Annotated in this window: 20 protein-coding genes and 1 pseudogene; 3 read left to right on the top strand and 18 right to left on the bottom strand. The window is 63.3% G+C overall.

The genetic code is table 11. The features are described from left to right. Positions 1 to 138 precede the first annotated feature (138 nt). The 10 genes and pseudogenes from HU736_RS22250 to ubiE all read right to left on the bottom strand — a co-directional run. Positions 139 to 1167 (bottom strand): annotated as a pseudogene (locus tag HU736_RS22250) (methyl-accepting chemotaxis protein); the annotation flags it as partial. A 133-nt stretch (positions 1168 to 1300) separates the two neighbouring features. Continuing rightward, entirely contained in the window at positions 1301 to 2008 is a 708-nt protein-coding gene (locus tag HU736_RS15590) for a 16S rRNA (uracil(1498)-N(3))-methyltransferase (protein ID WP_103435760.1), read from the bottom strand. Further along, entirely contained in the window at positions 2005 to 2796 is a 792-nt protein-coding gene (gene tatC / locus HU736_RS15585; protein WP_103435761.1) for a twin-arginine translocase subunit TatC, read from the bottom strand. The genes HU736_RS15590 and tatC overlap by 4 nt, the downstream gene beginning before the upstream one ends. Beyond that, positions 2793 to 3209, bottom strand: a complete 417-nt coding sequence (gene tatB / locus HU736_RS15580; protein WP_103435762.1) for a Sec-independent protein translocase protein TatB — start codon at positions 3207 to 3209, stop codon at positions 2793 to 2795. The genes tatC and tatB overlap by 4 nt, the downstream gene beginning before the upstream one ends. Positions 3210 to 3212: 3 nt before the next feature. After that, positions 3213 to 3497 (bottom strand): twin-arginine translocase TatA/TatE family subunit, encoded by a 285-nt coding sequence (locus HU736_RS15575; RefSeq protein ID WP_101315681.1) that lies wholly within the window; start codon positions 3495 to 3497, stop codon positions 3213 to 3215. Between the two features lie 124 nt (positions 3498 to 3621). Then, entirely contained in the window at positions 3622 to 3957 is a 336-nt protein-coding gene (locus HU736_RS15570) for a phosphoribosyl-ATP diphosphatase (protein ID WP_101315683.1), read from the bottom strand. Between the two features lies 1 nt (position 3958). Continuing rightward, positions 3959 to 4351 carry a phosphoribosyl-AMP cyclohydrolase gene (gene hisI, locus HU736_RS15565; protein WP_101315685.1) on the bottom strand — a complete coding sequence of 131 codons (393 nt, stop codon included), beginning with the start codon at positions 4349 to 4351 and terminating at the stop codon, positions 3959 to 3961. Positions 4352 to 4424: 73 nt separating this feature from the next. After that, on the bottom strand, positions 4425 to 6035 hold the full coding sequence (gene ubiB, locus HU736_RS15560; RefSeq protein WP_103435763.1) for a ubiquinone biosynthesis regulatory protein kinase UbiB: 1611 nt from the start codon (positions 6033 to 6035) through the stop codon (positions 4425 to 4427). After that, positions 6032 to 6655 (bottom strand): ubiquinone biosynthesis accessory factor UbiJ, encoded by a 624-nt coding sequence (locus HU736_RS15555; RefSeq protein ID WP_186701209.1) that lies wholly within the window; start codon positions 6653 to 6655, stop codon positions 6032 to 6034. Before HU736_RS15555 ends, ubiB begins: the two co-directional genes overlap by 4 nt. Then, positions 6655 to 7425: a bifunctional demethylmenaquinone methyltransferase/2-methoxy-6-polyprenyl-1,4-benzoquinol methylase UbiE gene (gene ubiE / locus HU736_RS15550; RefSeq protein WP_101315691.1), complete on the bottom strand. Its 771-nt coding sequence runs from the start codon at positions 7423 to 7425 to the stop codon at positions 6655 to 6657. Before ubiE ends, HU736_RS15555 begins: the two co-directional genes overlap by 1 nt. A gap of 124 nt (positions 7426 to 7549) precedes the next feature. On the opposite strand from ubiE, the gene HU736_RS15545 reads away from it, so the two are divergent. Further along, positions 7550 to 7825, top strand: coding sequence for a polyhydroxyalkanoic acid system family protein (locus HU736_RS15545; protein ID WP_101315693.1), 276 nt, complete (start codon positions 7550 to 7552; stop codon positions 7823 to 7825). Positions 7826 to 7960: 135 nt separating this feature from the next. Here the strand turns inward: HU736_RS15545 and HU736_RS15540 are convergent, their stop codons facing one another. Continuing rightward, entirely contained in the window at positions 7961 to 12691 is a 4731-nt protein-coding gene (locus HU736_RS15540) for a DUF6543 domain-containing protein (protein ID WP_189691810.1), read from the bottom strand. A 196-nt stretch (positions 12692 to 12887) separates the two neighbouring features. Between HU736_RS15540 and HU736_RS15535 the strand changes: the two genes are divergently transcribed. Further along, positions 12888 to 13307, top strand: a complete 420-nt coding sequence (locus tag HU736_RS15535; RefSeq protein ID WP_101322926.1) for a phasin family protein — start codon at positions 12888 to 12890, stop codon at positions 13305 to 13307. A 10-nt stretch (positions 13308 to 13317) separates the two neighbouring features. Beyond that, positions 13318 to 14085, top strand: a complete 768-nt coding sequence (locus HU736_RS15530) for a phasin family protein (protein WP_186701208.1) — start codon at positions 13318 to 13320, stop codon at positions 14083 to 14085. Positions 14086 to 14155: 70 nt separating this feature from the next. Here the strand turns inward: HU736_RS15530 and HU736_RS15525 are convergent, their stop codons facing one another. From HU736_RS15525 to hslV, 7 genes are all read right to left on the bottom strand, one after another. After that, a complete protein-coding gene (locus tag HU736_RS15525) occupies positions 14156 to 14770 on the bottom strand; it encodes a TetR/AcrR family transcriptional regulator (protein ID WP_186701207.1) in 615 nt (204 codons plus the stop codon). Positions 14771 to 14774: 4 nt separating this feature from the next. After that, on the bottom strand, positions 14775 to 16457 hold the full coding sequence (gene phaC / locus HU736_RS15520) for a class II poly(R)-hydroxyalkanoic acid synthase (protein ID WP_186701206.1): 1683 nt from the start codon (positions 16455 to 16457) through the stop codon (positions 14775 to 14777). 81 nt (positions 16458 to 16538) lie between these two features. Continuing rightward, complete coding sequence (gene phaZ, locus HU736_RS15515; protein ID WP_186701205.1) at positions 16539 to 17390, bottom strand: poly(3-hydroxyalkanoate) depolymerase; 852 nt, start codon at positions 17388 to 17390, stop codon at positions 16539 to 16541. 55 nt (positions 17391 to 17445) lie between these two features. Then, the gene (gene phaC, locus HU736_RS15510) at positions 17446 to 19125 is read right to left on the bottom strand and encodes a class II poly(R)-hydroxyalkanoic acid synthase (RefSeq protein WP_101315706.1); all 1680 of its coding nucleotides are present in this window, start codon (positions 19123 to 19125) and stop codon (positions 17446 to 17448) included. 352 nt (positions 19126 to 19477) lie between these two features. Then, positions 19478 to 19855: a gamma-butyrobetaine hydroxylase family protein gene (locus tag HU736_RS15505; protein WP_103435770.1), complete on the bottom strand. Its 378-nt coding sequence runs from the start codon at positions 19853 to 19855 to the stop codon at positions 19478 to 19480. Between the two features lie 65 nt (positions 19856 to 19920). Continuing rightward, complete coding sequence (hslU, locus tag HU736_RS15500; RefSeq protein ID WP_101315710.1) at positions 19921 to 21267, bottom strand: ATP-dependent protease ATPase subunit HslU; 1347 nt, start codon at positions 21265 to 21267, stop codon at positions 19921 to 19923. Positions 21268 to 21340: 73 nt separating this feature from the next. Further along, positions 21341 to 21871 carry an ATP-dependent protease subunit HslV gene (gene hslV / locus HU736_RS15495; RefSeq protein ID WP_101315712.1) on the bottom strand — a complete coding sequence of 177 codons (531 nt, stop codon included), beginning with the start codon at positions 21869 to 21871 and terminating at the stop codon, positions 21341 to 21343. Between the last annotated feature and the right edge of the window lie 228 nt (positions 21872 to 22099).

The raw sequence follows: 22099 nt of genomic DNA, 5'->3' as shown, positions 1-22099 counted from the left end.
GGTGGCGACCTGATCGGTCTCGACCTTTTGATTATTGACCCCGGCGCTGGTCTGCTCGGTGACTGCCGACAGCTCTTCAGCCGCACTGGCGATCTGGGTGACGCCGTCGCCGATACCGCCGATCAACTCGCGCAGGCTGACGGTCATGCGCTGCATGCTGGCCTGCAACTGGCCGAGTTCATCGCGACGGTCGATCTGCAGGTTCTGGCTGAGGTCGCCGCTGGCTACCCGTTCGGCTGCGGTCAGGGTGTAGCGCAGTGGCCCAACGATCTGGCGGGTGATGGCCCATGCCGCGATCAGGCCGAGCAACAGGGCCAACGCGGTGGCGCCGGCGAGCAGGGTCTTGGCTTGCTGGGTGCCTTGGTCGCGCACCTCGGTTTGCGAACTGGTCATCTGCTTGCTGGTGTCGATCAGCACAGCGCCTTGCTCGGCCATGCGCTGCAGTGCCTGCTGGGCGGCGGTCTGGGCATTGCCAAACTGGTTGACCGCATCGCGGTATGCGGCCAGCGCTGTGGAGGCGTCATCCAGGCCTGCGGCATATTCTGCTGGCAGCTTGGTCGGCAGCGCCTTGAGCACGGCCAAGGCCTGGTCGATGGCCGTCAGAGCGGTCTGTTGGAATTCAGGTTTACCGCTGTAGGTGTAACCGCGCACCTGGAAGCGTGCCTGCTGCAGCAGGGTGCTGACCTCGACGGCGTGTTGGTACTGGTTGACATCGCCGGCCGCTAGCAGGCGCTGCTGGACCTGGCTGATCAGCGCAGCGGCCTTGTCGGCACTGTCGCCGAGCACGCTGCGGCTGGCATCGCGTCGCTGGCCCGCCTGGCGGATGTCAGCAAAGGCTTGCTGGTATTGACGCACCGCCTCACGTTGCTGCTCCAGGCGCTGTAGGTCGGCAGGTTGCTCAATTTGGCCGAGCATCAGTTGGACCTGACGGTCCAGGTTGCCCAAGGCTGTTTCCAGCGCGGCGACGCCTTTCTCGTCGCGGTCACGCTCGTATTGCTGGCGAGCGATGCGCAGTTCCTGGGTGTACTGATGGATCACCGAGATGTTGCCCAGCGTGTCACCGCGCGAGGTAACGCCGTTGATGCCGGACCAGCCGGTCAAGGTGATGGCCAGGGTCAGCAACAGGACCAGGCCAAAACCAAAGCCGAGCTTGCGGCTGACACTCATATTTCCCAGAGACTGGGCAACCCACTGGAACATGTTCGACTCCCCCGGCGTTGGCGCTGCAGATTTTTTCTTGTGCTGCTCAGGGCATCGGCCTTGGCTGGGGAAACTTGACGGAAAAGTTCTGACCGATCAGTCAGAAAATGCGCGACAGCAGGGCAGTGACGGCGGTCTCGACCCGCAGAATGCGTGCACCCAACTGCACCGGTTGCAGGCCTGCCTTGGCCAGCAAGTCGACTTCATAGGGGATCCAGCCGCCTTCCGGGCCGATTGCCAGGGTGACCGGCTGCTGCACGGCGCGAGGGCAGGCCGGGTAGTCGCCGGGGTGGCCGACCAGACCCAAGGTGTCGGCGGCGATGGCCGGTAGCCGGTCTTCGACGAACGGCTTGAAGCGCTTCTCGATGATGATTTCCGGCAGCACAGTGTCGCGCGCCTGTTCCAGGCCGAGGATAAGGTTTTCGCGGATTGCCTCGGGGGTGAGAAACGGCGTTTGCCAGAAGCTCTTCTCGACCTTGTAGCTGTTGAGCAGGATCAGCCGTGGCACGCCGAGGGTGGCGATGGTCTGGAACAGCCGGCGGAGCATCTTTGGCCGCGGCACGGCGAGGATCAGGGTCAACGGCAGCTTGGCCGGTGGCTGCTGGTCAAGACTGACCTGCAGCTCGGCCTCGTGGCCTTCCAAGCGAACCACGCGGGCCTGACCCATCAGCCCGTTTATCTGGCCCACGCGCAGGGTGTCGCCCACTGCGACGCGATGGATCTCCTGCATGTGGGTGAAGCGCCGATCAGCCAGCACGACGCGGTCGGCCGCGATGAAGTCGGTCTGTTCAAGCAGCAGCAGGTTCATGGCTGGGTCGCTGGCGGCTGGTCTTCCGGATCGTCGGCAGCGGGTTCATCGAGCGGGCCACGCTTGCGGATCAGGCCACCACAGAGCACGCCGATTTCGAACAGCAACCACATCGGCACGGCCAGCAGGGTCTGCGAGAAGATATCCGGCGGGGTAAGGATCATACCGACCACGAAGCAACCGATGATCACATAAGGGCGGATCTTGCGCAGGTACCTGACGTCAACCACGCCGATCCACACCAGCAACACCACCGCCACCGGGATCTCGAAGGCCACGCCAAAGGCGAAGAACAGGGTCATTACGAAATCGAGGTAGCTGGCGATGTCGGTCATCATCGACACCCCTTCCGGGGTGGCGCTGGCGAAGAAGCCGAAGATCAGCGGGAACACCAGGAAGTAGGCGAAAGCCATGCCGGCATAGAACAACACGATGCTCGAGACCAGCAGCGGGATCGCGATGCGTTTCTCATGGCGATACAGGCCCGGTGCGATGAAACCCCAGATCTGGTGGAGGATCACCGGGATCGCCAGGAACAGCGAAACGATCATGGTCAGCTTGAACGGCGTCAGGAACGGCGAGGCCACGTCAGTGGCAATCATCGTCGCGTTGGCCGGCAGGTGATCGCGCAGCGGCGCCGAGACCAGGGTGTAGATCTGCTGGGCAAACGAGAACAGCCCGGCAAAGATCAGGAAGATCACCGCGATACAGCGCAGCAGGCGTGTCCGCAGTTCGGTCAGGTGCGAGACCAGCGGCATCGGCTGGTCGTGGTCCGGTCTATCGCTCATGGGGCTCGTGGCGTCTGGGGCGGCTCAGGGATGGCGGCCGGGGCAACAGGCGTGCTCGGCTCGGCGGGCACTGCAGTAGGGGCCTGCACGGCGGCTGCTGGCTCTGCCAGCGGCACGATCGGCGCGCCAGCGTCTAGCGGCGGTTGGGCTGGCTTGGGTGGATCTGCCTGTGGGTTGAGAATGCGCCGGGCCTCCTGCTCCATCGACAGGATGTGCTCGTTGTGCAGCTGACGGCGAATGTCGTCGGCGCCGATTTCGCGCTCGACTTCCATCTTGATGCTGTTGAAGCTGCGCTTGAGCCGGCCGATCCACAGCCCCGCCGTACGCGCGGCGCCGGGCAGGCGCTCGGGGCCGAGCACCACCAGGGCGACCAGGCCGACGAGCAGCAACTCGCTGAAGCTGATGCCGAACATGGGTCAGTCTTTCCGCTGCTGCTCTTGGACCGGCTGGGCCTGGCCCTCGAGGGTGGTGTGCGGTTGAGTCAGCGGCGCTGTGGTATGCGGCTGTTGGGTTGGTGGCACTGGCTGCACCGGCGGCGGGGTCTGCTCGGCAGGTTTGTGTTCTTCGTCGCTCATGGCCTTGCGAAAGCCCTTGATCGACTCACCGAGGTCACCGCCGAAGTTTTTCAGCTTCTTGGTGCCGAACACCAGGACCACCACGACCAGCAGGACGATCCAGTGTTTCCAGTCAAAAATACCCATTTTGTACTCCTGAAAAAGGTGTGTCGGCTTCGCCAATACGCTCCTTGTATTGGAGCGGCCTTGCCGGGGCGCCGGATCGGTCGGAACAGGCTGCAAGGCAGCCCCATCAATCAGTGCATCACTATCAGGCCGAAGGCTGCCGCGCTGCCTTCTCATCATGCCCGGACAAACCAAAGCGGCGGTCCAGCTCATCCAGCACCGCCTGCGGATGTTGCCCCAGTGCCGAAAGCATCACCAGGCTATGGAACCACAAGTCAGCCGTTTCGTAGATGACATCACTGCAGTCGCCGCTGTGCGCAGCGTCCTTGGCAGCAATAATGGTCTCGACCGACTCTTCACCGACCTTCTCGAGGATCTTGTTCAAACCCTTGTGATAGAGGCTGGCAACGTAAGAGCTATCCGGGGCCGCGCCTTTGCGGGCCTCCAGTACTTCGGCAAGACGGGTCAGGGTATCGCTCATGTCAGTGGCCTGCGCGGTAAATTGCATCGGGATCTTTCAAAACCGGATCGACGCTGACCCATTGGCCATTTTCGAAGACGCGGTAGAAGCAGCTTTCGCGGCCGGTGTGGCAAGCGATCTGGCCCAGTTGCTCGACCATCAGGATGATCACATCGGCGTCGCAGTCCAGGCGCATCTCGTGCAGCTTCTGCACATGGCCGGACTCCTCACCCTTGCGCCACAGCTTGCCACGCGAGCGCGACCAGTAGATAGCACGGTTTTCGGCGGCCGTCAGGGCCAGCGCTTCGCGGTTCATCCAGGCCATCATCAGCACCCGACCGCTTTTATGGTCCTGGGCAATTGCCGGCACCAGGCCATCGCTGTCCCACTTGATCTCGTCCAGCCAGTCTTTCATCGTCGACTCCAAAACCGGGCCCGCTTCGCTACCGGGCCTGTTGCATTAGTGTGCCAGCCAGCAGCGTGGCTGGCTATCGGCGTACCACCAGGTACAGCCCGGCGCTGAGCATCAGCCAGGCCGGCCACGCCGCTGGCGCACCCAGGTTGACGGCGCCCGTGGCAAGGATGGCGCCACCAGCGAGCAGGCCGGCACCGAGCAGGCGCAGCGCCCATTGATCACCGTTACGACGGCGCTCGGGCATCTGCGGGTCGTGCAGGTGCGGTTGCGACAGGCGCTCGAGCAGGTCGCGGGTCATGTCGGCCAGGTGCGGCAGTTGCTCGGCCTGACTGTAGATATTGCCCAGCACCGCCTTGGGGCTCATGCGCTCGCGCATCCAGCGCTCCAGAAACGGCTTGGCCGTGCTCCACAAGTCCAGATCCGGGTACAGCTGACGGCCCAGGCCTTCGATGTTGAGCAGAGTCTTTTGCAGCAGGACCAGTTGCGGCTGGACTTCCATGTTGAAGCGCCGCGCGGTCTGGAACAGGCGCATCAGCACCTGGCCAAACGAGATGTCCTTCAGCGGCTTTTCGAAGATCGGCTCGCACACGGTGCGGATCGCGGCTTCGAATTCATTGACCTTGGTATGCGCTGGGACCCAGCCGGAGTCGATGTGCAGCTCTGCTACACGGCGATAATCACGGCGGAAGAAGGCGATCAGGTTGCGCGCCAGGTAGTCCTGGTCTTCGGCGGTGAGGCTGCCGACGATCCCGCAGTCGATGGCGATGTACTGCGGGCTCCATGGCTTGACCGTGCTGACGAAGATGTTGCCTGGGTGCATGTCGGCATGGAAGAAACTGTCGCGGAACACCTGGGTGAAGAACACCTCGACGCCACGCTCGGCCAGCAGCTTCATGTCGGTGCGCTGGTCGGCCAGGGCCACCATGTCGGTGACCGGCACGCCATAGATGCGCTCCATCACCAGCACCTTGGGCCGGCACAGGTCCCAATATACTTGCGGCACGTACATCAGATCGGAGCCTTCGAAGTTGCGCCGCAGCTGGCTCGAGTTGGCCGCCTCGCGGAGCAGATCGAGCTCGTCATAAATGGTTTTTTCGTAGTCGCCGACCACTTCCACCGGGTGCAGGCGGCGGGCATCGGCGGACAACCGCTCGGCGCCCTTGGCGATCAGGAACAGCCAGGCCAGGTCCTGGGCGATGATCGGCTTGAGGCCAGGGCGCACCACCTTGACCACTACCTCTTCGCCGGTCTTCAGGCGTGCGCTGTGGACCTGGGCGACCGAGGCCGAGGCCAGTGGCTCGACATCGAAGCGGCTGAACACTTCGCTGACCTTGGCGCCCAGTTGCGCTTCGATCAGCGCCACTGCTTTTTGCGGGTCGAATGGCGGTACGCGGTCTTGCAGCAACATCAGCTCGTCGGCGACGTCGCTTGGCAGCAGATCGCGGCGGGTCGACAGCAACTGGCCGAACTTGATGAAGATCGGCCCCAGGTCCTGCAGCGCCAGGCGCACCCGTGCGCCTCGGCTGAGCGGCGAGGGCTTGCGTGGCAGCCAGCGCCAGGGCATGAGCAGACGCAGGCTCATCAGCCACCAGGGCAGCGGTTGCTCGAACAGAATGTCATCGAGGCGGTAGCGAATCACTACACGCTGGATACGAAACAGGCGGCGGACGGCGAGCAACTTCATGCGTTATCGCTGGTATCAAGGGATCGGGCAAGGCGGCGGATGCGCGCCTCGAGGCGTTCGACATCGACCTTGACGCGGTCGAGCTCGCTGAATGCGGCCTCGGCTTCGCGGCGGCCGACCAGGGTACGGGATTCTTCGGCAAGGTACTCGGAGAGGTTCTGGCTGAAGCGCGCCAGGCCCTGCCGGGTCCAGCGTGCACGCTGGCGCAGGTGGCCGGCGAGCAGGGCGGTGGGCACCGGGCCCAGCCAGCGCGACAGCTCGTACTCCCAGTCCAGCTCGAGGTCTTGCAGCACGGCCATCAGGTCGAGCAACACGGCGCTGTCACCGTGCAGCTGCACCTGCGGGCTGTGCAGTACAGCGGTCTTGTCCTTGGCCAGGGCCAACTGGATCAAGCTACTGGCCGGTGCGCGCAGGGTGCAGTCGGCTTCACTTTCCCAATGCGCGGCCAGCAGCAGGCCGTCTTCATCGGGCAGGATGTAGAGCTGCAGGGCCGGCTGCAGGCAGTCGATGGCGATCACCTTGCCTTCCAACGCGGCCAGCCGCGGCAAGGCCGTGCTGTCCAGACGCAGGACGCGGTTGAGGCCATGCTCGACGCTGGCGAGCAGCCCGGCCAGCAACATCAGGGTTTGATCCCCCGGTGCACGGCGACGATACCGCTGGTCATGTTGTGATAGGTGACACGGTCGAAACCGGCATCGACCATCATCGCCTTCAACGTTTCCTGATCGGGGTGCATGCGGATCGACTCGGCCAGGTAACGGTAGCTTTCCGAGTCATTGGTAATCAGCTTGCCGGCCAGCGGCATGAAGGCGAACGAGTAGGCGTCGTAGGCCTTGGACATCAGCTTGCTGGTCGGCTTGGAGAACTCCAGCACCAGCAGGCGACCACCGGGCTTGAGTACGCGCAGCATGGAGCGGATGGCATCGTCCTTGTGAGTGACGTTGCGCAGGCCGAAGGCGATGGTCACGCAGTCGAAGTGGTTGTCCGGGAACGGCAGCTTTTCCGCGTCCGCCTGGACGAATTCGATGTTGCCGGCCACGCCACGGTCGAGCAGGCGGTCACGGCCAACCTTGAGCATCGACTCGTTGATGTCGGCCAGTACCACCTGGCCAGTAGGGCCGACCAGGCGCGAGAACTTGGCGGCCAGATCACCGGTGCCACCGGCGATATCCAGCACCCGGTTGCCACTGCGCACACCGGACAGCTCGATGGTGAAGCGCTTCCACAGGCGGTGCATGCCGCCCGACAGCACGTCGTTCATCAGGTCGTATTTGGCGGCTACGGAGTGGAAAACCTCGGCGACTTTCTTCGCTTTCTGGCTTTCTGGCACATCTTTGTAGCCGAAATGAGTGGTGGGTTCGGCGTGTTCGCCTTTGCGCTGGTCGTTCATATCGCATCACCGGAAAAAAGTATCGCCATTCTAGGGGCAATGGGCGGATTTGTCTTGGCGGGGTGTGCCCTCGGGCAGGGGCGGGCATAATGGCGCCATTGTCTTTATATCCAGGATTGCCCGCATGACCCAGATCAGCGTTGAACGCAAACACGCCCTCGGCCGCGAAGCCGCCCGCGCCAAGGCCGAGGCGCTGGTCGACAAGCTGACCCGCGAATATGGCCTGGAAGCCAACTGGCAGGGTGATCGGGTCGAAGTTTCGCGCAGCGGCGCCAAGGGCAGCGTCGAGATCGGCGACGACCTCATCCGCGTGCAACTGAAGCTGGGCATGATGATGTCGATGATGAGCGGCACCATCAAGGGCGAGATCGAACGGGCATTGGACAAGGCCCTGGCCTGAGCCTCCAGTGTTGAGGCATGTGCCGCTGAGCTGCGCCCCAGATGTTGGACACCCGTCCACTTTTGGGGCGCAGCTCACCTTGCGTCGCGATGGGCTGCGCAGCCGCCCCAGTACCGCCACGCTCAGTGAGGCGTGCTAGGGGGCGGAAAACGGGAACAGGTCTTCGATCTGCTCCAGGCGTAGATCCCCGCGGTAGATGCGCACCCGCTCAGCCGGGTTTACCGTGCGCTGCAGTTGTTCTTCCCGGCTCATCGCGCGTGGCTCCCAGAACTTCAGGTGGCCCTTGGCAAACGCGCGTGGCGCGGCTTGTGCGCTGGAGTAATGGAAGTGCGCTTCCCATAGCTGCTGGTGCGGCGTCGTGCGGTTGATGGCATAGACATCCAGGTAATCCTTGTCCTTGAGCCGTTTACGCAGCGTGGTCGGCACGCGCTGGATCTGTACCTCGCCTTGCGCCACCAGAAAGTGCAACGCCTGGCTGTCAGGGTGGCGGGTATCAAGGTAGGCCTGCGTCAGCAGGCGGCGCTTTTCACTTTGCATTTGCTCGATGGCCTCACGCAGTTGGATGGCAAGCGCTTGCTCTTGGCCGGCTTCAAGCTGCGTGGCAATGCCGTCCATGTCCTGGATGTGCCAGTCCAGCAGGTCGGCGAGGCTGTTGGGCTCGTTCAGGTAGCGGGCGGCCAGTGCGAGCCTGGCGTCCTTGCGCGCCAGCAGGCTTGAGCCAACGCGGCGCAGGTAGGCGTTACCGGGCGGGGTCGGCGCTGTCTTTGGCGCCTCGTCCCATTGGCCGTCACGCTGCTCGTAGTGGCTGACCGCCTGGTCGGTGACGGGGTCATGCTGGACAGCCTGCGTGCCTTGATCGTTCTGCTCGGCGAGCAGCGGCTTGCCGCGAGCGGTGCGGATCAAGCGACGGTTGCCCGGTCTTTCCCTGTGGGTCATCGGCGCAATCTGGGGCGTGGCGCCACTGTCGTTGTCGCGCAGGTTGTCGCTTAACTGTTCCACGGTCAGCGCTTCCAGTTGGGAAAGCTCGCGGATGTATTGTTCGACCGTGGGCTTGTCCACCGCAGGCTCGTCGAGCGACAACAGTTCGTGGGCCTTGCCTAGCGAGGCCCGGTATTCGCGCAATGCGTTGTCCAGCACCTCTACGCGCTCGGCAGACGTCAGGGCGCTCCCTTCGAGGCCGTCATGGCTGAGCAATGCCTGCTGGAAGTCCTTGTTGCGAAGGCCCACCTGCAGGCGCAGCAATGCTTCGAAGTTTTCCGGTCCCAGACGCGTCCTGTCCACCACCAACTGGGCGAGATCGCTGAAGATCTGCGCACGCACGATGAGGGTCGAATAGGTGCGATAGGCAACCGCCTTGCGCATCTTGACCTGCTTGTTCTCGAACTGGATCCGGTGGTCGGCGAAGATCGTGCGAATGTTGGCGTCTAGCCTCTCGCTCACGGTGAGCAGGCGCCGATGGGTGGTGAGGGCCGTGGCAACGTTACGGCGAAACGTGACGACGAAGTCGATCTGCCCCGGCTCGCTAGGCAGGGGGGCGAGTTCACGGGATTGCTGGTTGAGGACCTCATAATCGGTCAGCTCCAGTAACCGTTGATAAAGGTACTGATCGTTGTTGATGAGCTGCTCGTACCACTGGCTGACGGCATAGCTCGAGCGGCCTTGAGGATCCATACGCTGGTACTGCGGCTCGCCGAGCTCAGTGAACAGGGCGATATTAGACTCGATGATCGCCGCCTGTTTCTCGAAAATGGACGCCAGGATTCCGATGATGGGGCGGTGTTGCCTGCGCTGTGCATGCAGGTTTTCCAGACGGATGCGCAGATCATCCGGGAGCGCTGCGCGCGTATCAGGCGGCAGTTTTTCCATGTCGCTTCGAAAAGCTGCGGCTTCTTGATCATAGGCGCTGAGCAACTGCGCATTGCGTTCTGCCAGCGGCACCAGCTTGGTCAGCTCGCTGTCGTTGTTGCGGCGACGCTGCTGCAGCGAGTTGAAATGATCTACTTTCTCTGCGACCGCCTGGCGCCTGCTTTTCGGCATCCCGCCGGCCAGCCTCAGGTCGAGCCGCCACTCGCCGTTCCAGCGGGTTATCCAGGGGCCCTGGGCACGTTCTCGATCTGGCAGGTAGTAACCATCCGGCGCGCCGCCCCACTGCCCCGACCATTCACTCTGGTTCTGCTCGGGACCGATGACACGGACACCGGCAAAGGTCTCCTGGACTTCATAGGGCTCGTGCTCCAGCGCCACATAGTGACGCTCATTCACCTTGAACAGGCCGCGCAGGCGGCCGTGCGGCTCGGCGCTGTGCCCGGCGAGGGAGATCCTTGCGCGCAGGCCGGCCAGCGTCTCACGTTGCCCCGCGGTCAAATGGCCAAGGCCTTGCCCACCCTGCCAACCACTCACCCGCAAAGGTGCCGGACGGCCTTGGCCGACGGGTTCCTGCCAGGGCGCCGGAGAGGGCTCCTCACGGTTGAGCGTGGCGCCGGGTTCGTGCGGTCTGGGCCCTTCGAGACGGGGCTTGAGGGGTGTGGACAGTGTGTCCGGTTGCGCCCCGCTGGCATGACCGTGAACCAGCAGCATGGCCAGGTTGGTCAGTACGTCAGTGACAGCCAGGGCTTTCTCTTCAGGCGTACCCCGCTCCAGCGCGGCGAGGTCATCCTTAAGTGCCACCAGGCTGATGATCAGCCAGGCCACTGACGCGGCTGGACCGCGTAGCACCGATGCGACCGTGTTGAAGGCCAGCCAGGCCAGTTGGCTGATCAGTGCCCAGCGTTGTTGAGCGTTGGAGACGCTTTGCCTGGACGCCAGCAGCAGCAGGGCCTTGCCGCGGGCCTGGAACATGTGTTGGTCAAGATCGCCCTGCCAGGCGCTGAAGCGCACCCTTGCCGGCTGGCGCAATCGGCTCAGCAGTGCATCCAGCATGTCTGCAGGGGCCAGCAGGTGCGCCAGTTCCGACAGATTGCGGTGCAGGTGCGGTCGCTGGAAACCACCGTCTTCATAGATCGCGCGAGCGTCGTCGTCCATCCAGTCCAGCATGTCTTGCTGCAGGGGCTGATCGGTGAGAACGCTGTCCATCAGTTGCTCAAGGTCGTCGAATTCGCGCACGACCTGCTCGTTGCAAAGCGCCCGGTAAAGCACCCAGGGCCCGTTCGCCTGGAGCCGGATCAGGAACATGCCCTGGACCTCATTGGCCCCAGCCGCTTGCGGCGCACAGAGAAACGCCAGCGGGGCGATGGCGTGGACGCTGGAGCGATCCTCGGGCCGGTCACAGAAATCGGCCAACGCCTGCCAGCTGCGGTCCCGCAACTGGCCAGCGATCTTCGCCTGGAGGGCTCCGAGCAGCAGATGGCTGCGCCATTCGCGGGCGTGCAGCCGCACTCGGTGGGCCGTGTTGCGGGCATCCTGCAGCGCGGCGTTGACGTACGCCGGGTAGCGACCGCCGATGTCGACTGTCCGTATTAAGCTGTCGACATACTCAGGAGTCAGCCATTGAGGCGGTTGCGAGCCGTCGGCCAGAAGAATGCCGGTCACCGCTTCATGCTCGCCGACCTGCAGGCGGGTAATGGCCAGCGCGGTGAGCGACTCGGTTCTGAGGTATTGAAGATCGAAGGTCAGCGAAGAGGTCTGCACCCTTTGGGCAATGCTCGCCAGCACCTGGTCTGGCTGTAACAGCCTCCCCTGGGGATGATCCGCGTGCATCTGTTCACGCAGGCAGCGTGAGGCGTACTGGTTGAGGTCTTCGATATCACCCCACGAGGTCTCGCCTTTGGCCAAGGCTTGGCTGGCGGCTAGCTGGAGCATGGCCGTCTGGTACTGGAAACGATCGCCCGCGCTGGCCTGGGCCAGCCAGCCCGGTACTTCGATGGTGGGGTGGGCCGCTGGCGGCCACGGCTGATCGAGAAAGCCGGCCGCAGGGTCACTGAGCAGGCTCAGCGCCGCTTCAAGTTCACGCGGGGTAGCGATATCGGCCAGTCGCAGGCGGCCAATCTCATCAAGGATGCCATTAAGCAGCTGGCGGGCCTGATGTGCGAACGCATCCTCCTCCAGCGGCGCCTTCGCCCACACCATCGATTCGAAGCGATACCGCTGTGCCAATTCGTCGCGCAGGGCGCAGGCGAGGGCGGACAGGTCGTGGTAACCGTGCACGGTGCCGGTGGGCTTGCACCAGAGCAGCAAGTCACGATCGGCGTGGCGTGCGCAGAGCAACGTGCTGCTGAGTGAGAGGCAGTGCTCGACCCCCGCGCTGTTCAGCCTGACCTGCAGGGCATGGCACGCCAGGCCATCGCTGCGCCCCTCGAGCAAGCCGTACAGCACGCTCTTCTCGGCGTCGCCGAGGCCCTGGCGCTGGATGTTGGCCAGCAGGTTTGCTTTCAATAACTGTTGCATCCAGCGCAGGGCGGAGATTTCCGAATCGCCTTCGGGGGCATTCCAGAAGCCGATCTGGGCTTGCTGGAAGCTGTCGATAACGCAGGCCAGCAGGGCGTCGAAATCCGGGTTGAGGTCGGCCATGCGCAGATCGATCTCTGGCTGGCCTGGTCCGGCTTGCTGCGGGTGAAACACCTGTCCCGTTGCCAGGCTGAGCTGATCGGTCGGCGCCAACGCCATGCGATTTCCGCTGAGCAGGTGGGCGATCAGCGTGTCGACCAGCGGGCTTTGCCCAGGCCCTGCGCCGGGGGCTTGGGCGTGGATAATGCTGAAGCCTTCGAGCGATTCGAGCTGAGGGTAACTGGTACGAATCCACGGATAGCGCCTGGCAAGCGTCTCCAGACCTTCGTGGGCAATGACCTGGCGCAGGGTGGGGCGGTTGGCGAAGCGCGCCGCGACGAGGCGTTTGACCGAAGCGATGGGCGTTGGGGCGGCAAGCGGCATGGTGCGGGTCTCCAGTGCGAAAGGAGCTCGTACGCTAGGCCAGCGGCCGTGGTGGCCTGCGGTAAATACATCAAACGTGGGCCTGGCCGTTGCGGTTGCGTCGCTTAGGGTGAGAATTCTAATTTTTCTGCATACCGTTGTGCTCAAGCCCGAAGTCCGTGGGCAGTTCCTCCATCCCCTATGAGCGAGGCAGAGCATGGCCAAGATCAATCTGAAGAAAAAAGACGACGCCCAAGGCACGCTGGACGAAGTGCGTAACTATGCGCGCAGAGTCTGGCTGGCAGGCCTGGGCGCCTATGCCCGAGTCGGCCAGGAGAGCACCGACTACTTCAAGGAGCTGGTCAAGGCTGGCGAAGGCGTCGAGAAGCGTGGCAAGAAAGTCATCGACAAAAAGCTCGATGCCGCCAACGAGCAGATCGATGAAGCCGGTGAAGAAGTCAGCCGCGTACGTGGCAAGGTTGAAGTTCAACTCGACAAAATTGAAAAAGCTTTTGATGCGCGTGTCGCGCGTGGCTTGAATCGCCTTGGCATTCCGTCTAAACATGACGTTGAGGCGTTGTCCATCAAGTTGGAACAACTCCACGAATTGCTCGAGCGTGTCGCGCGCAAACCATAAGGAGAGCAGGATGGCTGGCAAGAAAAATATCGATAAAGAAGGCGGCTCCTGGATCGGCGGAATCGAGAAGTACTCCCGCAAGATCTGGTTGGCTGGCCTGGGTATCTACTCCAAGGTCGATCAGGACGGCTCCAAGCTGTTTGATTCGTTGGTCAAGGACGGCGAAAAAGCCGAGAAGCAGGCGAAGAAGACCGTTGATTCGGCGGCTGATGAAGCCAAGTCGGCAACCTCTTCGCGCGTTGCCGACGTCAAGGAGCGCGCGCTGGGCAAGTGGGGCGAGTTGGAAGAAGCCTTCGACAAGCGCCTCAACAGTGCTATCTCGCGCCTCGGTGTACCCAGCCGCAACGAGATCAAGGCGCTGCACCAGCAGGTCGACACGCTGACCAAGCAGATCGAGAAGCTGACTGGCGCGTCGGTGACGCCGGTGTCCAAGGCGGCCGCAGGCAAGTCCGCCGCCAAACCCCTGGCCAAGGCGCCGGCCAAGCCTGCCGCTAAAACCGCAGCAGCCAAGCCTGCCGCTAAAACCGCAGCAGCCAAGCCTGCGGCGAAACCTGCAGCAGCCAAACCTGCCGCCGCCAAGGCAGCAGTGGCCAAGCCGGCAGCAAAAGCTGCAGCCAAGCCTGCCGCGGCGAAAAAGCCCGCCGTGAAGAAAGCGCCGGCCAAACCGGCAGCGGCCACGCCAGCTACAGCACCCGCCGCCAGCTCGACGCCAGCGACTGGTTCGGCCAGCGCCGGCGATACCCCGTCGGCGCCGCTGAACGCCGCTAGCCAAGGCTGATGTCAGCGCGGGGTCAACCGCAGCGATCACTCGCCGCTGTTGTCCCCGCGCTTGCCATGGACACTGGCGCTCAACCCTCCAGATACTTCATCGCCAACTGCTCCGCCGCTCGCCGCGCGGGCACTTGCAGGTGCGGTGCTACCAGCATCATCACCTGATACACCACCACCCCGACGTCGGCCGCGCGGCCGATCACGCGCTGATAGTCCAGCGAGAACATCAAGGTCATAGTGATCTGCTCGACCAACTGCCCCAATGCCTGGGTTTCACTGGTGACTTGGCCGTGCGCCTTGAGGCTGGCCAGCAGCGCCGCCAGGGTGCGCTTGATCGCGTTGATCAGGCTGCGCATGCCGCGGGCCAGCTTGGGCAGGCGCCCGGTCAGGTTCGACAGGTCCTGAAACAGGAAACGGTACTGGGCCATGCGCTCGACGATCAGGTGCAGGAACAGCCAGTAGTCCTCGGCGTCGAGGCGCACGTCCAGCGGCGGATCGAGCAGCGGCATCAGGGCCTCTTCGAAGCGCTCGAACAGGCCGTTGACCAACGGCTCCTTGCCGTGGAAGTGGTAGTACAGGTTGCCCGGGCTTATGCCCAGCTCGTTGGCGATTTCCAGCGTCGACACATTCGGTTCGCCCTGCTGGTTGAACAACTGCAGGGCACATTCAAGGATACGGTCACGGGTCTTCATCGAGTCAGCGCACCAATACGTAAGTGCCAGGTGCCGGCGCCAGGGGTGGATAGGTGGTGTTGCCCAGGCTGCTGCGCGGAGCCTTCAGCGGCCCCGAGCGCTGGCCGATCCACTCCAGCCACAGGGGCCACCAACTGCCTTCGCTGCGCTTGGCATCATGGAACCAGGCGCGCGGGTCGCTGCTCAGGCGTGGGTTGTCGAGGTAGTAGGCCTTGGGGTTGCCGGGCGGGTTGATGATGCTCTGGATATGGCCGCTGTTGGCCAGCACGAAGCGTTGCTTGCCGCCGACCAGCAGCGCCGAGCGGTACACCGCATCCCAGGGTGTGATGTGATCGTTGCTGCCGGCGACATGAAAGCTGTCCAGCTCGACCTGCTTGAGATTGATCGGCGTGCCGCACACCTCCAGGCCATCGGCGTGGGCCAATGGGTTGAGCTTGAAAAAGTCCAGCAGGTCGCCATGCAGTGCTGCCGGCAGCCGCGTGCTGTCGGCGTTCCAGTAGAGAATGTCGAAGGCCGGCGGGGTCTTGCCGAGCAGGTAGTTGTTGACCCAGTAATTCCAGACCAGGTCGTTGGGCCGCATCCAGGCAAAGACCCGCGCCACTTCAGCGCCGTCGAGCACGCCGCGCTGGTAGGAGCGGCGCTTGGCGGCTTCGACTGTCTGCTCGTCGGCAAACAGGCTGGCCGGGCTGTCGAACTGGCTGTCCAGCAGGCTCACCAGATAGGTCGCACTGCGCACCTTGCGCAGTTGCTTCCTGGCCTGCAGATGGCCTTGCAAGGCCGCCATGGTCAGGCCGCCGGCGCAGGCGCCGAGCAGGTTCGGGTCGCGGTTGCCGGTAATGCTGCGGCAAGCATCGAGCGCTTCCTCCAGCGCCTGCACGTAGCTCGACAGGCCCCATTCGCGGTGGCGCGGTTCCGGGTTACGCCAGCTGACCATGAACACCTGCAGGCCGTTCTTGAGCATGTACTGGACGAAGCTGTTGCCGGGGCTGAGGTCGAAAATATAGTACTTGTTGATCTGCGGCGGCACGATCAGCAGCGGCCGCGCATGCTGTTGCTCGCTCATCGGCTGGTACTGGATCAGCTCCAGCAGCTCGTTGCGAAACACCACCGCGCCGGGCGTGTTGGCCACGTTGCCACCCACGGCGAAGGCGCTCTGGTCGACCTGGCGCGGCATGCCGTCGTTGTGGCGCAGGTCGTCAAGCAGGTGGCCAAGGCCGCGCAGCAGGCTCTGCCCGCCGGAGTTGAGCAGCTCTTTGACGGCCAGCGGGTTGAGCAGCGAGTTGCTCGGCGCCAGCGCGTCGTTGATCTGGTTGAGCAGAAACTGCGCGCGGGCGCGATCATCTGCCGACAGTGAACTGTGCTCGATCCACAGCCGCGATTGTTTCTGCCAGGCCAGATACGCCTGCAGGCCGCGTCGGTACAGCGGGTTGTCCTGCCAGGTCGGGTCAGCAAAGCGGGTATCACGCGGGTGCGGCTGTAGCGGTGAATCGCCGAGCATCACCCGGCCCAGTTGGCTGCCCAGAGCGAGCAGGTGGCGGGCGGTGTGCAGCGGATCGCGCAGGCCCTGACGGCCAACCTGGCGCAGTGTCGAAATCAGGTCGCGACCGCGCAGGCCGGTGATGGCGTTCTGCACATTCATCACCGTGACCGGGGCGGGTGAGTTGCCTTTGGCCGGCTTTTCTTGCATGACAACACTCCCTCGTTGTGATGGCGTCGGTTGCACCAGCGCGGTCGCGGCGTCACTGCCCCGCCAGATGCACAGGCGTTGCTAGGTGCCGCTGGCGGGGCGCGGGTGCATCCGTGCGCGCTGCCGTTCCTGCTCGAGAAACTTCATGATGATCGGCGCCACCGCTTCGGCTCGGGTAATCAGGAACAAGTGGCCGTCGTCGATGATGTGCAACTGGGCGTTGGGGATGCGCCAGGCCAGCAGGCGCATGTTGATCAGTGGAATCAACGGGTCATCGTCACCGGCCAGCACCAGGGTCGGCTGGCTGATCTTGTGCAGCCAGTGAATGCTGGTCCAGCCAAGTCCGGCGAACAGTTGCCAGTAATAACCTAGCTTGCCGCCCGAACGCACTTTTGCGGCATGCCGGGCAGCCAGTTGCGGGTCGCGGCGAAACGCGCCGCCGTAGATCAGCGGGGCGATACGCATCACATGGGATGGCTGCACATAACGCCGCGGGCTGGCCATCATCCACAGCACCTTGGGCTTGCCCGGCACCATCACCGCGCCGGCCGCCGTGGCCGCCAGCACCAGCTTCTTGCAGCGCTCGGGGTAATCATGGGCGAATTGCTGGGCGAGGGCGCCGCCCCAGGACACGCCGATGACGTTGACCTGGCCGTAGTCGAGGTAGTCGAGCATGCGCGCGGTCAGCTTGGCCAGGCCAGGAAAGCGATATGGCTGGCGCGGCGTCGATGAGCCGCCCACGCCGGGCACGTCGAAGGCAATTACCTCGAGGTCCGGGTCAAGTGCCTCGATGAATGGAAACACCAGCTCAAGGTTGGCGCCGATGCCGTTGAAGATCAGCAACGGCGTCAGGTGCGGCTTGCCTGGGCGAACCGCCGTGCGGATGGACTGGTCGTCCAGCTCGACGGTGCGAAAAACATAGGGTTGCGGCATGCGCGAAACTCTGTGAGGAACGAAGCGCCACGGCGCTAGGCCGTAGCGGTCATGCTCAACGTTCGTGAACGTAGGTGCCCGGTGCAGCTTCGCCGGCGACATAGGCCCGATTGCCCAGCCGCGCTGGTGCTTTTTTCAGCTCGCCCGCACGCTCGCCGAGCCAGGCTTGCCAGTGCAGCCACCAGGAGTCGGCGTGCTTGATGGCGTTTTCCTGCCAGGCCAGCGGGCTGTCCGGGCGATCTTCACCGGTCATGAAGCGCGCCTTGGGGTTGCCTGGCGGGTTGAGGATGCTCTGGATGTGGCCGCTGCTGGACAACACGAACTCGATCTTGCCACCGAACAGATGCGCCGAGCGGTAGCAGGCCTGCCACGGCGTGATGTGGTCGGCGGTGCCGGCCAGGCTGTAGATATCGCACTTGACTTGCTTGAGGTCGATGGCCGTGCCGCACACTTCCAACGCTTGCGGGCGGGTCAGCGGGTTGTTCTTGAACATCTCTATCAGGTCGCCGTGGAAGGCCGCCGGCAAGCGCGTGGTGTCGTTGTTCCAGAACAGGATGTCGAACACTGGCGGCTCGTTGCCAAGCAGGTAGTTGTTGACCCAGTAGTTCCAGATCAGGTCATTGGGGCGCATCCAGGCAAACACCTTGGCCATGTCGCTGCCTTCGAGTACGCCGGCCTGGTAGGAGTGGCGCTTGGCTGACTCCAGGGTCTGCTCATCGACAAACAGCGCGACCTGGTTGTCCATGGTGGTGTCGAGCACGCTGACCAGCAGGGTCAGAGCGTTGACCTTGTTCTCGCCGAGCGCGGCGTAGTGGCCGACCAGCGCGGTGCAGGTGATGCCGCCGGAACAGGCCCCGAGCATGTTCAGGTCCTTGCTGCCGGTGATCGCCAGCACCGCGTCGACCGCTTCCTTGAGCGCATCGATGTAGGTCGACAGGCCCCATTCGCGCTGGGCCTTGGTCGGGTTGCGCCAGCTGATGATGAAGGTCTGCTGGTGCGAGCGCAGGCAAAAGCGCGCCAAGCTCTTGTCCGGGCTCAGGTCGAAGACGTAGAACTTGTTGATCTGCGGCGGCACCACCAGCAACGGCCGTGCGTGCACTTGTTCGGTGATCGGCCGGTACTGGATCAGCTCGAGCACGTCGTTGCGAAACACCACTGCGCCTTCGCTGGTGCCGAGGTTCTTGCCCACTTCGAACGCGTCCTTGTTGACCTGGCTGGGCATACCGCCATTGCTGACCATGTCCTTGGCCAGGTTGGACATGCCATCGAGCAGGCTCTTGCCGCCGGTTTCGAAGAAGCGTTTGACCGCTTGCGGGTTGGACAGGGTATTGGTCGGCGACATGGCCTCGGTCATCAGGCCGATGACGAACTGGCCGCGGCTGATGTCCTGTGGCGACAGGTCGCTGGTGCTGATCCAGTCGTTGAGCTCCTGGCGCCAGGCCAGGTAGGTCTGCAGGTAGCGTCGGTACAGCGGGTTTTGTTGCCAGGCTGGGTCATTGAAGCGGCGGTCGTCGCCGGCCGGTTGCAGGCTGGACTTGCCCAGCAGCACGTTTTTCAGTTCCAGGCCAAAGTGAGCGACGTGCTTGGCGCTGTGCAACGGCTGGCGAATGGCCTGGCGCAACACCGTACGCGCCGTGCTGAGCAGATCCTTGCGGCGAATGCCGATGATCGGGTTCAGGCCCAGGGTGTTTTCCGAGGCCTGGCGCTGCAAGTCATCGTTGTTCTTGTTACTCATCTACGACGCTCCGTTGTCCTGAGACGAGTACCGGCTGGCTGAGGCAGATACACAGCACATGCCGGTACAGATCGCTCGGGTGACCAGTGATAAGGAACAGCGCTGCGGCGAGCGGATGCGTAGTGGTGATGAGCTGCGGGGGATTCTGCGTGTGAAGACAGCCTGCTTTCGCTCGCGACCTCTACAACAACCGGCTCGGCCCTGCTTGGCTGAATGCAATGCAGGGAGCTTGCCAGCTCCATTGGTTACCCGACTTTCATGTATTGCGCAAGACAGCCCAAACCCTGGCTGGCATCAAGCCATTCAAGCAGAGCAAATTAGAAAATGCGCTCTAAACATGACAATCCTTGCGCTAGAGCATCAGCTTGACCACCGATTCGGCAGGGTCGCGAGATTTGCCGGCCTTGCGCAGCTCGTCGAGATAGTCGGCCCACAGCTCGGCCTGACGCAGGCTGAGTTGTTCGAGGTATTCCCAGGTGAACAATCCGCTGTCATGGCCGTCGTCGAAGATCAATTTCAGTGCATATTGGCCGGCCGGTTCCACGCCGATGAGGCCGACGTTGATCTTGCCGAATTGCAGGATGGGTTTGCCGTGGCCCTGGACCTCGGCGGAAGGCGAGTGCACCCGCAGGAATTCGGCGGGCAGATGGTAGACCTCGCCGGGGGCGTAGGTCAGGGCGAGGGTTTTCGAGGCTTTGTGCAGGTTGATGGCGGTGGGCAGGCGGGGCATGGGTCAGGATCTCTGTAGGAGCGGCCTTGTGTCGCGAAAGGGCCGCAAAGCGGCCCCCGACGGTCTTACAGAATATACCGCGACAGATCTTCGTTCTGCGCCAGCTCACCCAGATGGCCGTTGACGTACTCGGCGTCAATCCGGATCGGCGTGTCGTCATGCGCGCTGGCCAGGTCGCCAGCACTGAACGAAACCTCTTCGAGCAGACGTTCAAGCAGGGTGTGCAAACGACGCGCACCGATATTCTCGGTCTTCTCGTTGACCTGATAGGCAATCTCGGCCAGACGCTTGATGCCGTCGGCCGCGAACTCGATGGTGAGGCCTTCGGTCTTGAGCAGCTCGCGGTACTGTTCGGTCAGCGACGCGTGCGGCTCCTGCAGGATGCGCTCGAAGTCTTCCGGGGTCAGCGCCTTGAGTTCGACGCGGATCGGCAGACGGCCTTGCAGCTCGGGTACCAGGTCGCTCGGCTTGCTCAGGTGGAATGCACCGGAGGCGATGAACAGGATGTGGTCGGTCTTGACCATACCCAGCTTGGTGTTGACCGTGCAGCCTTCGATCAGCGGCAGCAGGTCGCGCTGTACGCCTTCACGGGAGACATCGGCGCCGCCGACATTGCCGCGCTTGGCCACCTTGTCGATCTCGTCGATGAACACGATACCGTGCTGCTCGACCGCTTCGAGGGCCTTGGCCTTGAGCTCTTCTTCGTTGACCAGGCGGCCCGCTTCTTCTTCGCGGACCATCTTCAGCGCTTCCTTGACCTTGAGTTTGCGCGACTTGCGCTTGCCCTTGCCCATGTTGGCGAACAGGCTCTGCAGCTGGTTGGTCATCTCTTCCATGCCGGGCGGAGCGGCGATGTCGACGCCCATGCTCTCGGCTACTTCGATCTCGATTTCCTTGTCGTCCAGCTGGCCTTCGCGCAGGCGCTTGCGGAACAGCTGACGGGTGTTGGTATCGCTGCTCGACGGCGCGGCTTCTTCGGCAAAGCTGCTGGCGCTGCGGGCCTGTGGCAGCAGTGCATCAAGTATCCGGTCTTCGGCGGCATCTTCGGCGCGATGGCGCACACGGATGATTTCCTGCTCACGGAACAGCTTCAACGCAGCGTCGGCGAGGTCGCGAATGATCGACTCGACGTCGCGGCCAACGTAGCCGACTTCGGTGAACTTGGTCGCTTCGACCTTGATGAACGGCGCGTTGGCCAGCTTGGCCAGGCGACGGGCGATCTCGGTTTTGCCGACGCCGGTCGGACCGATCATCAGGATGTTTTTCGGGGTAACTTCAGCGCGCAGCTCAGCCGGCAGCTGCATGCGCCGCCAGCGGTTGCGCAGGGCAATGGCGACGGCGCGCTTGGCGTCGTCCTGGCCGATGATATGGCGGTTGAGTTCGTGGACGATTTCGCGGGGGGTCATGGACATGATCTATTCGGTCCTCAGGCACAGTAATCAGTGTGGAAAAGTCCCGCGCTGAGCGGGACGCCAGAACAACTGATCACTCGGCCAGGTCCTGCTCCTCGATGGTCAGGTTGTGGTTGGTGAACACGCAGATGTCACCGGCGATGTGCAGCGCGGTTTCGGCGATTTCGCGAGCCGACAGCTCAGTCTTGTTCAGTAGTGCGCGGGCAGCGGCCTGGGCGAAGGCGCCGCCAGAACCCATGGCGATCAGGCCGTCTTCTGGCTCGACCACGTCACCGTTGCCGGTGATGATCAGCGAGGCGTCCTTGTTGGCCACGGCGAGCATGGCTTCGAGGCGGCTCAGGGAGCGGTCGGTACGCCATTCCTTGGCCAGTTCGACGGCGGCGCGAACCAGGTGACCCTGGTGTTTTTCCAGCTGGCCTTCGAAGCGCTCGAACAGGGTGAAGGCATCGGCAGTGGCCCCGGCGAAGCCTGCAATGACCTGACCGTGGTACAGGCGGCGGACTTTTTTCGCGTTGCCTTTCATCACGGTGTTGCCGAGGGATACCTGGCCGTCGCCCGCCATGACGACTTTGCCGTGGCGGCGGACTGAAACGATGGTAGTCAAGGGAGAGTCTCCACGCAGCGGGGCGAAAATGCCTGATGCAGACTCATATGGGGGGAGGGGGGAAAGATTTCAACCTTGGCGGATGGATGGTTGGCTTCAGGCCCAAGCGATGCCCGATGGGGTACGCGGTCGGCGCAGGAGCGGCCTCGTGTCGCGAAAGGGTCGCGGAGTGGCCCCAGATTTTTAGCTTCGCCGCCGACATCGCCGGCCCCGCTGTGCGGGCCTTTC

It is taken from the genome of Pseudomonas shirazensis, assembly GCF_014268785.2.
Taxonomy (GTDB): Bacteria; Pseudomonadota; Gammaproteobacteria; order Pseudomonadales; family Pseudomonadaceae; genus Aquipseudomonas; species Aquipseudomonas shirazensis.
Note: the sequence above shows the minus strand (reverse complement) of the source record. Positions and strands in the feature narration are given on the sequence as shown.